Annotated in this window: 15 protein-coding genes; 2 read left to right on the top strand and 13 right to left on the bottom strand. The window is 61.0% G+C overall.

The window, feature by feature from the left end; all coding sequences use genetic code 11:
- Positions 1-13 precede the first annotated feature (13 nt).
- Positions 14-1,261: a bifunctional 2-C-methyl-D-erythritol 4-phosphate cytidylyltransferase/2-C-methyl-D-erythritol 2,4-cyclodiphosphate synthase gene (locus AC2CHD_RS01605; protein ID WP_484552356.1), complete on the top strand. Its 1,248-nt coding sequence runs from the start codon at positions 14-16 to the stop codon at positions 1,259-1,261.
- Positions 1,258-1,749 carry a CinA family protein gene (locus AC2CHD_RS01600; protein WP_484552355.1) on the top strand — a complete coding sequence of 164 codons (492 nt, stop codon included), beginning with the start codon at positions 1,258-1,260 and terminating at the stop codon, positions 1,747-1,749. The genes AC2CHD_RS01605 and AC2CHD_RS01600 overlap by 4 nt, the downstream gene beginning before the upstream one ends.
- On the opposite strand, the gene AC2CHD_RS01595 is transcribed toward AC2CHD_RS01600, so the two are convergent.
- The 13 genes from AC2CHD_RS01595 to AC2CHD_RS01535 all read right to left on the bottom strand — a co-directional run bounded on the left by AC2CHD_RS01595 (position 1,746) and on the right by AC2CHD_RS01535 (position 13,824).
- Positions 1,746-2,201, bottom strand: a complete 456-nt coding sequence (locus AC2CHD_RS01595; RefSeq protein ID WP_229446916.1) for a type II toxin-antitoxin system RatA family toxin — start codon at positions 2,199-2,201, stop codon at positions 1,746-1,748. The two genes, AC2CHD_RS01600 and AC2CHD_RS01595, sit on opposite strands and share 4 nt — an antisense overlap.
- Positions 2,201-3,178 (bottom strand): lipoyl synthase, encoded by a 978-nt coding sequence (gene lipA, locus AC2CHD_RS01590; RefSeq protein ID WP_223020637.1) that lies wholly within the window; start codon positions 3,176-3,178, stop codon positions 2,201-2,203. Before lipA ends, AC2CHD_RS01595 begins: the two co-directional genes overlap by 1 nt.
- A gap of 7 nt (positions 3,179-3,185) precedes the next feature.
- Positions 3,186-3,470 carry a GlsB/YeaQ/YmgE family stress response membrane protein gene (locus AC2CHD_RS01585; protein ID WP_007007442.1) on the bottom strand — a complete coding sequence of 95 codons (285 nt, stop codon included), beginning with the start codon at positions 3,468-3,470 and terminating at the stop codon, positions 3,186-3,188.
- 75 nt (positions 3,471-3,545) lie between these two features.
- Positions 3,546-4,991: a dihydrolipoyl dehydrogenase gene (gene lpdA / locus AC2CHD_RS01580; protein WP_484552354.1), complete on the bottom strand. Its 1,446-nt coding sequence runs from the start codon at positions 4,989-4,991 to the stop codon at positions 3,546-3,548.
- Between the two features lie 69 nt (positions 4,992-5,060).
- Positions 5,061-5,612, bottom strand: a complete 552-nt coding sequence (locus AC2CHD_RS01575; RefSeq protein WP_484552353.1) for an HdeD family acid-resistance protein — start codon at positions 5,610-5,612, stop codon at positions 5,061-5,063.
- 14 nt (positions 5,613-5,626) lie between these two features.
- The gene (locus AC2CHD_RS01570) at positions 5,627-6,265 is read right to left on the bottom strand and encodes an SGNH/GDSL hydrolase family protein (protein WP_484552352.1); all 639 of its coding nucleotides are present in this window, start codon (positions 6,263-6,265) and stop codon (positions 5,627-5,629) included.
- Between the two features lie 31 nt (positions 6,266-6,296).
- A complete protein-coding gene (locus tag AC2CHD_RS01565; protein WP_484552351.1) occupies positions 6,297-7,634 on the bottom strand; it encodes a pyruvate dehydrogenase complex dihydrolipoamide acetyltransferase in 1,338 nt (445 codons plus the stop codon).
- Positions 7,635-7,646: 12 nt separating this feature from the next.
- Positions 7,647-9,044 (bottom strand): pyruvate dehydrogenase complex E1 component subunit beta, encoded by a 1,398-nt coding sequence (locus AC2CHD_RS01560; protein WP_484552350.1) that lies wholly within the window; start codon positions 9,042-9,044, stop codon positions 7,647-7,649.
- A gap of 13 nt (positions 9,045-9,057) precedes the next feature.
- Positions 9,058-10,119: a pyruvate dehydrogenase (acetyl-transferring) E1 component subunit alpha gene (gene pdhA / locus AC2CHD_RS01555; protein WP_484552349.1), complete on the bottom strand. Its 1,062-nt coding sequence runs from the start codon at positions 10,117-10,119 to the stop codon at positions 9,058-9,060.
- A 210-nt stretch (positions 10,120-10,329) separates the two neighbouring features.
- The gene (locus AC2CHD_RS01550) at positions 10,330-10,650 is read right to left on the bottom strand and encodes an FtsB family cell division protein (RefSeq protein WP_484552348.1); all 321 of its coding nucleotides are present in this window, start codon (positions 10,648-10,650) and stop codon (positions 10,330-10,332) included.
- 78 nt (positions 10,651-10,728) lie between these two features.
- On the bottom strand, positions 10,729-12,003 hold the full coding sequence (gene eno, locus AC2CHD_RS01545; protein ID WP_484552347.1) for a phosphopyruvate hydratase: 1,275 nt from the start codon (positions 12,001-12,003) through the stop codon (positions 10,729-10,731).
- Positions 12,004-12,109: 106 nt separating this feature from the next.
- Positions 12,110-12,940, bottom strand: coding sequence for a 3-deoxy-8-phosphooctulonate synthase (gene kdsA / locus AC2CHD_RS01540; RefSeq protein ID WP_484552346.1), 831 nt, complete (start codon positions 12,938-12,940; stop codon positions 12,110-12,112).
- Positions 12,937-13,824: a VOC family protein gene (locus tag AC2CHD_RS01535; protein ID WP_484552345.1), complete on the bottom strand. Its 888-nt coding sequence runs from the start codon at positions 13,822-13,824 to the stop codon at positions 12,937-12,939. Before AC2CHD_RS01535 ends, kdsA begins: the two co-directional genes overlap by 4 nt.
- Positions 13,825-13,833 lie beyond the last annotated feature (9 nt).

Genomic DNA, 13,833 nt, shown 5'->3' with positions numbered 1-13,833 from the left:
TATGGACAAGCAGATGCACCAATCCGAAATCCTTGCCGAGGCAGATCCTCGAGCGCCTCGCTCGACGGGAGAAGTCGCTGCCGTCATCGTTGCCGCCGGGCGTGGCGAGCGCGCAGGCCAATCCACCGAGGGGCCGAAGCAATATCGCCTGATCGGCGGCAAGCCCGTTCTGCGTCACACGCTCGAGACCTTCCTCGCCGATCCCCGCATCGGACGCATCGTGGTCGCGATCCATCCTGATGACGAAGCGCTCTTTGCCGAGGCGACGGCGGGGCTCTGCGCCGAACGTGTTCGTGCGATCCATGGCGGGCATTCACGGCAGGCCTCCACCCGGCTTGCCCTGCTCGCACTCTACGATCCGTCTCCCCAGACGGTTCTGATTCACGACGGCGTGCGCCCCTTCATCGACCGGGAGCTGATTGACCGCATCATCAACGCCGTTGAAGAGGGCCAGGGTGCCCTGCCCGCCCTGCCCGTCGCAGACACGGTCAAACGGGCCGGCCCCGCAGGATTTATCGCCGAGACCGTTCCGCGCCACGACCTGCACGCTGCTCAGACCCCTCAGGGCTTTCCTTTCGCGCTGATCGCGGCTGCCCATGAGCGCGCGCACAAGCTTGGCCGTGAGGATTTCACCGACGACGCCTCGATAGCCGAATGGGCAAAGATCCCCGTCCGCCTCGTTGCCGGCGCCGTCGACAACATCAAGCTCACCTGGGCGCGGGATATTGCTCTTGCCGATGAGCGACTGAACCGTCCGACCGCCTTTCCCGATGTGCGAACCGGGAACGGTTACGATGTTCACACCTTTACCGATGGCGACGCCGTCATCCTGTGCGGGGTCAGCATTCCCCACACGAAGCGTCTCTCGGGCCATTCCGATGCGGATGTCGGCCTGCATGCGCTCACCGACGCGCTGCTTGCCACTTGTGGCGCCGGAGACATCGGCACGCATTTTCCACCGTCCGACCCCCAATGGAAGGGGGCTGCCTCCCACATTTTCCTCGAACAAGCCGCCCGCATCGTGCGTGATGCCGGCGGCCGCATCGCCAATGCAGACGTTACCATCATCTGTGAAGCGCCCAAGGTCGGTCCCCACCGGGAAGCTATGACCAAAGCCCTTTCCGCCATGCTCGGCATCGCGCCACACCGCATCTCGATCAAGGCCACGACCAACGAGAAAATGGGGTTCATTGGCCGCGAGGAAGGCATCGCGGCCATTGCCGCCGCCAGTGTAATCTATCCCGGCGAGGTTCCTGCATGAGCGGTTTCGAGACGCCCGCCCGCAAAGTGCTGAAGGCCTGTGAAGCGCGCGGGATCATGCTGGCCACCGCCGAATCCTGCACCGGCGGCATGATCGCCGCGGCCCTGACGGACATCGCCGGTTCGTCCTCCGTCGTCGATCGTGGTTTCGTCACCTATTCCAACGAAGCCAAGATGGAGATGCTCGGCGTCTCACCCGAAACACTCGCAAACCATGGCGCGGTTTCGCGCGAGACCGCGCTCGAAATGGCCGCCGGTGCCCTCGCCCGTTCACGTGCTGGCGTGACGGTCGCCGTCACAGGTATCGCCGGCCCCGATGGCGGATCGACAGAAAAGCCGGTCGGCCTTGTCTGGTTCGGTCTGGCGCTAGAAGGACGCGAACCCGTCGCGCAATCGCACATCTTCTCGGGCAAGGATCGAGCAGGCGTCCGGGCTTCCGCAGTCGAAACGGCACTGGGTATGGTGCTTTCGATCCTGAAGGCTTCTTAAACGCCTGTCCCGTAGACCGCATCCGCGCGGCGCTCGAAAGCTTCGGAAAACATGCGGAACGCCCGGTCGAACATCGCGCCCATCAATGCGCCCAGCATCCTGCTCTTGAATTCATACTCGATGAAAAAGTGGATGTCGCACTGCTGATCGCCGGCGGGCTCGAAACGCCACTCGTTTTTCAGGAAGCGAAACGGACCATCCACATAACGCACATCGATGGCCGCATCTTCCGGCTTCAGCGTGACCTGGCTTGTGAACGTTTCCCGCAGCGCCTTGTAGCCCACCGTCATGTCGGCGACGAGGAGCGTGACCCCGTCGCGTTCCTTGCGGGTGCGCACGGAAAGCGCTTCGCACATGGGCACGAATTCGGGATATTTCTCCACATCCGCGACCAGCGCGAACATGTCTTCAGGCGTGTGCGCCACCCGGCGCACGGTCTCGAATTTCGGCATCAGTTCGCAGCAGAATCCGCAGCGCTCAGGCGCGCATCACGTGCGGCCTTCAGCTTGGCGAAATCCTCGCCCGCATGGTGCGAGGAGCGCGTGAGCGGGCTCGACGACACCATGAGGAAGCCCTTCGTGTAAGCCACGGTTTCGTAGGACTTGAACTCTTCGGGCGTCACGAATTTCTTCACCGGATGGTGCTTGCGCGTCGGCTGCAGATACTGGCCGATGGTCATGAAATCAACATTGGCCGAGCGCAGATCGTCCATAAGCTGCAACACTTCGTTGCGCTCTTCGCCAAGCCCCACCATGATCCCGGATTTGGTGAACATGGTCGGATCCAGCTCCTTCACCTGCTGGAGCAGCCGCAGCGAATGGAAATAGCGCGCACCGGGGCGAACTTTAAGATAATTCCCCGGTACCGTCTCCAGGTTGTGATTGAAGACATCGGGCTTTGCTGCAACCACGATTTCCAGTGCGCCATCCTTGCGCAGGAAGTCGGGCGTCAGGATCTCGATGGTCGTTTCAGGCGACGCGGCACGGATCGCGCCGATCACGTCGGCAAAATGCTGCGCGCCGCCATCGGCCAGGTCGTCGCGGTCGACCGAGGTGATGACCACATGCTTCAGCGCCATTTCGCGCACGGCCTTGGCGACGTTTTCCGGCTCGTTGATATCCACCGGCCCGGGAATCCCCGTCGCCACATTACAGAAGGCACAGGCGCGGGTGCAGATCTCGCCGAGGATCATGAAGGTCGCGTGCTTCTTGTCCCAACACTCGCCGATATTCGGGCAGCCCGCCTCTTCGCACACCGTCACGAGCTTGTTGGATTTCACGATCTCGCGGGTTTCCAGATACCCCTGCGAGGTCGGTGCCTTGACCCGGATCCATTTGGGCTTGCGCAGCACCTCCTGATCGGGCCGGTGCGCCTTTTCAGGGTGCCGCGGGCGCGGCTTGGCGGTGACAGTATCGAGAATCGTGACCATGTTTGTCCTATCGCGCCCGGCTGGAAGACGAGCGTCCGAATACCCAGAGGATCAGGATCGCGCCAACAATGGCGATCACCAGATTGCCCAAAAAACCGTAGAACGAGATGCCGACCAGACCGGCAAGCGTTCCGCCGACGAAGGAACCGGCGATGCCGACAAGGATGTTGGTCAGAAAACCATGATCGCGGTTCATCGTTTTCTCGGCCACGTAACCGGCCAGAAAACCGATCACGAGCAGGCCGAAAAAGCCGACGCCGGGCATTCCCAGAAGACCGTAGCTCTCTTCCATCATCCTGTTCCTCGTTCGATGTTCCCCCGCATATAGTCCAGTTGGTGCGGGGGAAACAGGGCCCTTCAGCCCATTTTACGCGTTGAGCGTACGCCCATAGGCATCGAGCACGCTTTCCTTCATCATCTCCGACAGGGTCGGGTGCGGGAAGACCGTGTGCATCAGCTCTTCTTCCGTGGTCTCCAGGTTCATCGCAACGACGAAGCCCTGAATGAGCTCGGTAACTTCCGCGCCGATCATGTGTGCGCCCAGAAGCTCGCCCGTCTTCTTGTCGAAGATCGTCTTGATGAAACCCTGGTCTTCGCCAAGCGCAATCGCCTTGCCGTTGGCCGCAAACTGGTATCGTCCAACCCGGATGTCGCGGCCGGCTTCCTTGGCTTTGGCTTCCGTGAGGCCGACGGAGGCAACCTGCGGATGGCAATAGGTGCAGCCGGGGATCAACCCCTTGCCGAGCGCATGGACGCCCGGCACGCCGGCGATCTTTTCTATGCAGATCACGCCCTCATGCTCGGCCTTGTGCGCCAGCATGGGCGGGCCCGCCACGTCGCCAATTGCGTAGATGCCCTCAATATTGGTGCGACCGTACCCGTCGACCGCCACACAGCCGCGATCCGTCTTGACCCCAAGCGATTCGAGGCCGAGATTTTCGATGTTGCCCTGCACACCGACAGCGGAAATCAGCTTCTCGGCCGAAATCTTTTCCACCTTGCCGTCCTTGGTCTCGATATGGGCGGTGATCCCGTCCTTGGTCTTCTCGACCTTGGCAACTTTCGCCTCAAGCTTGAACTGGATGCCCTGTTTCTCGAACTGGCGCTTTGCAAACTTCGAGACTTCCGCATCCTCGACCGGCAGGATCTGCGGCATCAGCTCTACAACCGTCACCTCTGCACCCATGGTGCGGTAGAAGGAGGCGAACTCCATGCCGATGGCGCCGGAGCCCATCACCACCAGTGACTTCGGCATGGTCTTGGGAACCATCGCCTCGAAATAGGTCCAGATCTTGTCACCATCCGGCTCGATGCCCGGCAGAACGCGCGGGCGTGCGCCGGTTGCGACAATGATGTGCTTTGCCTTGTAGGTGCCGGCACCCTTGGTGTTCTTCGGCATGGGCGGCTGCGGCTGCATCGCTTTCTTGGAGGGTTCGGAAACGACCACCTCGCCCGGCTTGGAAAGCTTCGCCTCACCCCAGATCACGTCGATCTTGTTCTTCTTCATCAGGAAGCCGACGCCGCCATTCAGCCGCTGGGAGACCTTGCGCGAGCGGTCGACAACGGCATTCACATCCGCAGAAATCTTGCCGTCGATGGTCAGGCCGTAATCCTTGCCGTTTTCGGCGTAATGCTTGATCTCGGCCGAGCGCAGCAGAGCTTTTGTCGGAATGCAGCCCCAGTTGAGGCAGATGCCGCCCAGATGCTCGCGCTCCACGATTGCCGTTTTCAAACCAAGCTGTGCCGCGCGGACGGCGGTGACATAGCCGCCGGGTCCCGATCCGATGATGATAACGTCGTAATTTTCAGCCACAGCTGGTTTCTCCTTGTAGTCATATCATTGTCCGGGCGCGGCTTGCACACCGCCGCGCCCCGAAAGTTTTCAGGCCCGCGCAGCCCCACGCAGGCCAAAGGCGATGAACAACAGGAACACGCCGTTCGAAAGCAGTTCAATCGCCAGCAGAATGCCCAGTATCGTTGCCGCAGACCACGGCAGGTCGGCGAGGATCATCACGCCCAGAATGAGCGACACGATTCCGGAAAAAAGCACCCATCCCCAGCCCGAAAGCGGGCGGAAGGAGAAGGAATACATGACCTTTACCGCGCCCAGAACCAGAAACATGATCGCCACGAGAATGGTTAGCGAGATGATCCCCGCAGCCGGCTTGGCAATGATCGATACACCGACTGCAAGCGTCAGGACGCCCAAAAGCAATGCCCACAGAAATCCGCCCCAGCCGCGCACGCGAAAGGCCTGGACGATCTGCACGACCCCGAACAAGACGAATGTCCAGGCGGCCAGGATCGCCGCTGTCATGGTGGCGGCAAACGGGTTGGCCAGGGCCAGAATGCCCCCGATCAGCGAGATGGCTCCAAGCAGAGCCAGCCAGCCCCATGATGCATGTACACTTTCATGGTTCACCGTGTTCGTCATGCTCCCCTCCTTTGTCAAAGCTCAAGCATGTCTCTCACGACCGGGGCGAGCCCCCGGCCAATGGAGCTCGTGTTTTCCGCGTCCAGATGAACGCCGTCAAGCGGGCTTGTGTGCGCCACGGAGCCGGCGTCGAAAAAAACGGCGCCGATCTCCTTGGCAAGCGATGCATAGAGAGCAGCCAACTTTGCCGATTCGATACGGGCGCTTTCAAACAAAGCCGCGAAATCGGGATCGGGCGTTTCACAAGCCGGCGGGGGCGACATGATGAGGACCTTCGGTGCCGGCTCTCCCATCGGATAGTCATGTCCGCGCACGATGTCGATCAGGCGCTGCATGCCCTGTTTTGCTCCGAAAGCGTGGCCACAGATGAAGGGCTTCATGTCGTTTGTGCCCAGCATGATGATGACCAGGTCGAGTGGCGCGTGGCTGGTGAGAAGCGTAGGCAGGACACGCGCACCATTGCGGTCGGCACCAGCCGCAAAATCGTCGAACACCGTGGTTCGGCCATTCAACCCTTCGGCAATCACGCGCGCTTTGCCGCCAAGTTCAGCTTCAAGAACGCTCGGCCACCGATCATCGAAGGAATGCCGTCCGGGGCCGGCGGGGTCATACCCCCATGTCAGCGAATCGCCAAAGCACAGGATGGTCTTCATCGTTTGTCCCCGGAAAGCAGGTCCATATCGCCTAGATCAGCATGGTGAGCGGATTTTCGATGACCTGTTTGAAGGCGGCGAGGAGTTCGGCGCCGAGCGCCCCGTCCACCGCGCGGTGATCGGTCGACAGCGTCACCGACATCACCGTCGCCACCTTCACCTCGCCATCCTTCACCACCGCCCGCTGCTCGCCAGCGCCAACCGCAAGGATCGTCGCATGCGGCGGGTTGATGACGGCGGCGAAGTCCTTGATGCCGAACATGCCGAGATTGGAAACAGCCGTGTTGCCGCCCTGATACTCTTCCGCCTTCAGCTTGCGCGAGCGCGCCCGTGTGGCAAGATCCTTCATCTCGTTGGAAATCGCCGACAGCGTCTTCTCGTCGGCGCGGCGGATGATCGGCGTGATCAGGCCGCCGGGGATCGACACAGCCACGCCCACATCGGCATGTTTGTGCTTCACCATGGCGCTCTCGGTCCAGGAGACATTCGCCTCCGGCACCATGGCAAGCGCCTTGGCATGCGCCTTGATGACCATGTCGTTGACCGACAGCTTGTAGGCCGGCTTCTCGCCATCCTCGGTCTTCACCTTCGGCGCGGCATCGTTCAACTGCTTGCGCAGCGCCAGAAGCGCGTCGATCTCGCAGTCGAGCGTCAGGTAGAAATGCGGGATGGACGACTTCGCCTCGACCAGACGGCGGGCGATGGTCTTGCGCATGCTGTCATGGGGGATGAGCTCGTAGGAGCCTTCCTCGAACAGTTTCATGACCTGATCGTCGGACATGGCCGGCTGTGCGGACGGAGCGGCAGAAGCTGCGGCGGCTGCCTTCGCACCACCATCCTTCGCCGCTGCTTCCACATCGGCCTTGACGATCCGGCCTTTCGGGCCGGAGCCCGAAATCGCCGCAAGATCGAGCCCGGCTTCCTTCGCCAGACGGCGCGCGAGCGGAGAGGCGAACACGCGTTCGCCATCGCCTGCCGGTGCCGCCTTTGCTTCCGCAGGCTTTGCCTCGGATTTGGCAGCGGGAGCTTCTTCCTTTGCAGGCTTTTCCGCCTTGGATTCAGACTTGGGTTCAGGCTTGGAGTCGGATCCGCTCTCGGCAGCTTTCGCCGCCGCCCCGGCATCCTCGCCCTCTTCGGCCAGGATCGCGATCAGCGCATTCACCTTCACGCCCTCGGTGCCTTCCGGCACGACGATCTTGGCGACAGTGCCCTCGTCCACAGCTTCCACTTCCATGGTCGCCTTGTCGGTCTCGATCTCGGCGATCACGTCGCCGGGTGCGACGCTGTCGCCCTCCTTGACCATCCATTTGGCGAGGTTGCCCTCCTCCATCGTCGGCGAAAGGGCAGGCATGGTGACTTTGATCGGCATGGTTTCCTCCCCTTAGCTGCGATAGGAAACGGCTTTCACCGCCTCAACCACTTCGGCCACGCTCGGCAGCGCGAGCTTTTCAAGGTTCGCCGCATAAGGCATCGGCACATCCTTGCCCGCAACCGTGATCACCGGCGCATCGAGATAGTCAAACGCCCGCTGCATCACCTGGCTGGCGATATGCGCACCGACCGAAGACTGCGGGAACCCTTCCTCCACTGTCACCAGACGGTTGGTCTTCTTCACCGAAGCGATCACCGTATCGAGGTCCATCGGGCGGATCGTGCGCAGGTCGATCACCTCCACGTCGATCCCCTCGCCCGCCAGCTCTTCCGCCGCCTTGACCGCGTAGGTCATGCCGATGCCGAAGGAGACGATGGTCGCGTCCTTGCCTTCCTTGTGGATGCGCGCCTTGCCTATGGGCAGCACGAAATCATCCATCTTCGGAACGTCAAAACTCTGGCCGTAGAGAATCTCGTTTTCGAGGAAGATCACCGGGTTCGGATCGCGGATCGCGGCTTTCAAAAGCCCCTTCGCGTCCGCTGCCGTATAAGGCATCACCACCTTGAGCCCCGGGATATGCCCATACCAGGCCGCATAGCACTGCGAGTGCTGCGCTGCCACGCGGGCAGCCGCACCGTTCGGACCGCGGAACACGATGGGCGCACCCATCTGGCCGCCGGCCATATACAGCGTCTTGGCCGCCGAATTGACGATCTGGTCGATCGCCTGCATGGCGAAGTTGAACGTCATGAACTCGACGATCGGCTTCAGACCCGCAAAGGCGGCACCAACGCCAACGCCGGCAAAGCCGTGCTCGGTGATCGGCGTGTCGACCACGCGCTTGTCGCCGAACTCCTGCAAGAGCCCCTGCGTCACCTTGTAGGCGCCCTGATACTCGGCCACTTCCTCGCCCATGACGAAAACATCGCCGTCACGGCGCATTTCCTCGGCCATGGCGTCGCGCAGCGCCTCGCGCACGGTGGTCGAAACCATTTCCGTGCCTTCGGGAATGTCCGGATCGGCCGCCACCTTCACCTCGGGCGCCGCCGGCACGGATCCACCGGCCTTGTCTTCCGGTTTATCCTGTTCGGCCTCGTCGTTCGCCTCACCGGAGGCTTCCGCCGTGGGCTTCGAAGCGGCCTTGTCGAGATCGGCCTCGCTTTCGCCTTCAGTTAGAAGAAGCGCAATGGCCGTGTTGACCTTCACGCCTTCGGTGCCTTCGGCAATCAGGATTTTTCCGAGCGTGCCTTCGTCCACGGCTTCCACTTCCATGGTCGCCTTGTCGGTTTCGATCTCGGCGATCACGTCACCGGGCGCGACGGCATCGCCTTCCTTCTTGATCCATTTGGAAAGATTGCCCTCTTCCATGGTCGGAGAGAGCGCGGGCATGAGAATTTCGGTTGGCATGTCGGCCCTCCCCTCAAAGCAGAATGTCGGTGTAGAGTTCAGACACATCCGGTTCCGGATCCGTCTGCGCGAATTCGGCCGAATCACCGACGATCTCGCGCACCTCCTTGTCGATGGCCTTCAGTTCGTCTTCGTCAGCCCATTTGTTCGCCACCAGACGCTGCTTCACCTGCTCGATGGGATCATGTTCGGAGCGCATTTTCTGCACTTCATCCTTGGAGCGGTATTTGGCAGGATCCGACATGGAGTGACCACGATAGCGATAGGTCTGCATTTCCAGAATGATCGGCCCCTTGCCGGAACGGCACCAGTCCACGGCCAGATCGCCCGCAGCCTTCACCGCGCGCACATCCATGCCATCCACCTGGATGCCGGGGATCTTGAAGGAAAGGCCGCGATGGGAGAAATCGGTTTCCGCCGATGAGCGCGCCACGGCAGTGCCCATGGCATAGCGGTTGTTCTCGATGATGTAGACCACTGGAAGCTTCCACAGCGAGGCCATGTTGAAGCTTTCGTAGACCTGGCCCTGATTGGCCGCGCCATCGCCGAAATAGGTGATCGAAACGCTGTCGTCGCCGCGGTAGCGGTTGGCGAAGGCGAGCCCGGTGCCCAGCGGCACCTGCGCGCCCACAATGCCGTGCCCGCCATAAAACTTCTTCTCCTTGGAGAACATGTGCATGGAGCCGCCCTTGCCCTTGGAGTAGCCGTTGCGGCGCCCCGTGAGCTCGGCCATCACGCCGCGCGCTTCCATGCCGGTTGCGAGCATGTGACCATGATCGCGATAACCGGTGATCACCTGGTCGCCATCCTTCATGCTCATCTGCATGCCGACGACCACGGCCTCCTGGCCGATGTAAAGGTGACAGAACCCGCCAATCAGACCCATGCCGTAAAGCTGGCCGGCCTTTTCCTCGAAGCGACGGATCAGAAGCATTTCACGATAGGCGTGAAGCTCCTGCTCCTTGTCGAAATCTTCCGGCTTCGGGGGTTTGGGTGCCTGAACGGCGGCCCCTGCCGCCCCTTTCTTGGTCGAGCGTGACCTTGCGGCACTTGTCTTGCTTGCGGCTCGCGCCATGCCTCTACTCCCTAGCTGACATTCCGGGGAATTTGTGCAACGGTAGAGCCTGGCATTGGTTGCGCCATGAGCCTCCCGTTATCTCCCGCTTATGGTAGATGAAGCTAGCACGTGGAACAAAATTCGGCCATTCAAAATCCGCATAGCTGCCATGCAGCTAAACGCTTGGATTTTCACATTTTATTGTTGATTAAGTGAAATTCAGTTAATTCACCGATCGGCGCCGATCAGGATAATGACCTCATTTTCCCGGGCCAGATTGAGCGCACGGCGTGCCTGCTCGTCAAGCATGTCCTTCTCAAGACTGCCATCGTTCACCAGGGCTACCCTGTGCTCGAGCTCCTTACGCTTGGCGACAAGCGAGTCGAGACGCGCCTGTGCTTCGGCGATCCGCGTCTCAAGTCGGTACTTAGAGTATATGCCGTAATCGCCGTGATAGGCGTGAAAGCCGAAATAGGCGAGAAACAGCCCCGTGATCGCCGGAACGATCAGACGGCCAGTGTTGCGGCGTTTGTGATGACGTGTCCACATGCGGAAAAATACCCTTCTTCCGCATGTGATCACACGTTGCTTAAAGGACCGTTATTTCCCTACGGTCACCTGCAAACTTTATCCGCGCAGGATCGATTTTCCGGCGTAGCGCGCCTGCGGGCCAAGCTCTTCCTCGATGCGGATGAGCTGGTTGTACTTCGCAGTCCGGTCCGAACGTGCCAGCGAACCGGTCTTGATCTGTCCGCAATTGGTGGCAACGGCCAGATCAGAAATGGTCGAATCCTCGGTCTCGCCGGAGCGGTGCGACATCACCGCCGTGTAGCCGGCCTTGTGCGCCGTCTCCACCGCGTCCAGCGTTTCTGTCAGCGTTCCGATCTGGTTCACCTTGACGAGGATCGAATTGCCGATGCCCATCTTGATGCCGTCGCGCAGGCGTGCCGAATTGGTCACGAACAGATCGTCGCCCACGAGCTGCGCCTTGTTGCCCACCAGATCGGTCAGGATCTTCCAGCCTTCGAAATCGTCTTCCGACATGCCGTCTTCGATGGAGATGATCGGGTAATTGCCGACGAGCTTGGCAAGATACTCGGCCTGCGCCTTGCCGTCGCGCGTCTGGCCTTCGCCCTCGTAGATATACTTGCCTTCCTTGAAAAACTCGGTCGCGGCGCAGTCGAGTGCGATGCCCACGTCCTCGCCGGGCTTGTAGCCGGCCTTCTCGATTGAGGCGAGAACGAAGTCGAGCGCATCTTCAGCACTCTTCAGGTTCGGAGCAAATCCGCCTTCGTCGCCCACATTGGTGTTGTGGCCGGCGTCTTTCAGGCCCGCTTTCAGCGTGTGGAAAATTTCCGAGCCCCAGCGCACGGCCTCACGAATGGACGACGCGCCGATCGGCATCACCATGAATTCCTGGAAATCGATCGGGTTGTCGGCATGGGCGCCGCCATTGACGATGTTCATCATCGGCACCGGCAGGACATGTGCGGAGGCCCCGCCCACATAGCGGTAGAGCGGGAGATTGGTGGCTTCGGCAGCAGCCTTGGCCACCGCTAGCGAAACGCCAAGGATCGCATTTGCGCCAAGGCGGCTCTTGTTCGGCGTGCCGTCGAGATCGATCATGGCCTGATCGATCTGCATCTGGTTTTCAGCTTCAAGCCCGCTCAGGGTCTCGAAGATCTCGCCATTCACCGCATCGACTGCCTGCTCGACACCCTTTCCGAGATAGCGCTTGCCGCCATCGCGCAGTTCCACAGCCTCATGTGCGCCGGTGGATGCGCCTGAGGGCACGGCGGCGCGGCCCATGGAGCCGTCTTCCAGAACCACATCGACTTCGACGGTCGGGTTGCCCCGGCTGTCCAGTATTTCGCGTCCGACAATGTCGAGAATGGCAGTCATTTTAACTCTCTCTGATCTGGAGGTTGGTTCCGGCAGTGTTTGCCGGAAGGAACAGCTCGCGCCTGTCATAGCGCAGACGCGTGAAAACTCAATGTCGCCGCCGGGGTCAGTTCGCCTTGGCGATGCGATCGAATGCCATGAGCCGCTCAAGAAGCCCCTTCATCTGGTCAAGCGGCACCATGTTGGGTCCGTCCGAGGGTGCGTTGTCGGGGTCCTGGTGCGTTTCCATGAAAACACCGGCCACGCCGACCGCGACTGCAGCACGCGCCAGCGTTTCAACGAATTCGCGCTGCCCGCCGGAAGAGCCGCCACGCCCGCCCGGCTGGGCGACCGAATGCGTTGCATCGAAGATGACCGGTGCGCCCATGGCCGCCATCTGCGGCAGGCCGCGCATGTCCGAAACAAGCGTGTTGTAGCCAAACGAGGTTCCCCGCTCGGTCGCCATCACGTTGGGATTGCCCGATTCCGTCACCTTGGCGATCACGTTTTCCATGTCCCAGGGCGCGAGAAACTGCCCCTTCTTCACATTCACCACCTTGCCGGTCTTTGCTGCGGCGATCAGGAGATCGGTCTGGCGGCACAGAAATGCGGGAATCTGGAGCACATCGACCACGTCGGCCACGATCCGGCACTGCTCCTCGGTGTGAACGTCCGTGATCACCGGGAGATCGAATTCCTTGCGGATGTCGGCGAAGATCGGCATGGCCGCATCCAGCCCCGCCCCGCGTTTTCCGGAGAGAGAGGTGCGGTTGGCCTTGTCGAAGCTGCTCTTGTAGACGAGGCCGATTCCCAGCTCATCCGTGATTTCCTTGAGCGCGCCTGCCATGTCGAAAGCGTGCTCACGCGTTTCCATCTGGCAGGGCCCGGCGATCACCGCCAGCGGCGCGTCATTGCCGAACACAACGTTGCCGACAGTCACACGCGGATTGGGTTTCATTGCGAAGACTCCTCAAAGACAAAAACTGCGCCCTGCCCCGCGGCCGGCGGCACGATGATGGAACCGGCCTGCTCTGCGAACAGGACCTCCTGCATGGAAAGCTGCGCGCGCAATCTGGCAATATCCGGACACTGGAACACAATCGCAGCAAGATCGAGCCGGCCATGGGGCGCAACGCGGCCAAGACCAAAGATCTCTCTAAAGCGCCCGGGCGTCATCACGCTCAAAACGGCATTGCCAAGCGGCAGATCGAGTTGGTCCTCCTGAACAGTCTCAGGGGTCTTGGTCGAGAACGCTTCCAGGAATCCCGCATAATCTGCAGGTGCGGTGGCAAGCAGGATGATCCGCGCCGTCCCCGTTACGCCGTTTTTATGCGTTTCCAGCGCGCCGCGTCCCGCCGACGGCAGGTTCACACGCTGGCAGGTGAAAAAGAAATGACCGTCCACTTTTTCCGGTGCGGCAAAGGCCAGCCGGAACGATGCAGTCGCCTCCTGTCCGGAGGAATCGCGAAACGGACGCGAAAATGAAAGCGGATCACCGACCGATATGCCAGAATCGACAAAGCGCTTGTGATCCTCATCGGCGTCGCCGGTTCCAAGAACCACCGCCGAAAAGCCTTCATCACCGAATTTTTCGCGAAACAGACGGTCGCGCTCGACGAACACATTACCTGCGGCCTCCGCCTCGACCGCGACCTGCGGGGCCACCCGGCTCAACGGCTCCAGATAGGATCCGTCTGAGAAGAAGACACAGCAATTCCCGGTTCCGAACGGATGAGCAGCGTCGGCAGCCACCGTGAAGCCAAGTGCGTTGAGGCGTTCACGTGCAACCGCAAGATCAGCGGTTGGCAGAACACAATGGTCGAGCTTGCGTGGAGATTGCACGTCGTCTTC

It is taken from the genome of Nitratireductor sp. ATLC21, from assembly GCF_057196525.1.
This window is presented reverse-complemented; position numbering and strand designations above follow the sequence as displayed.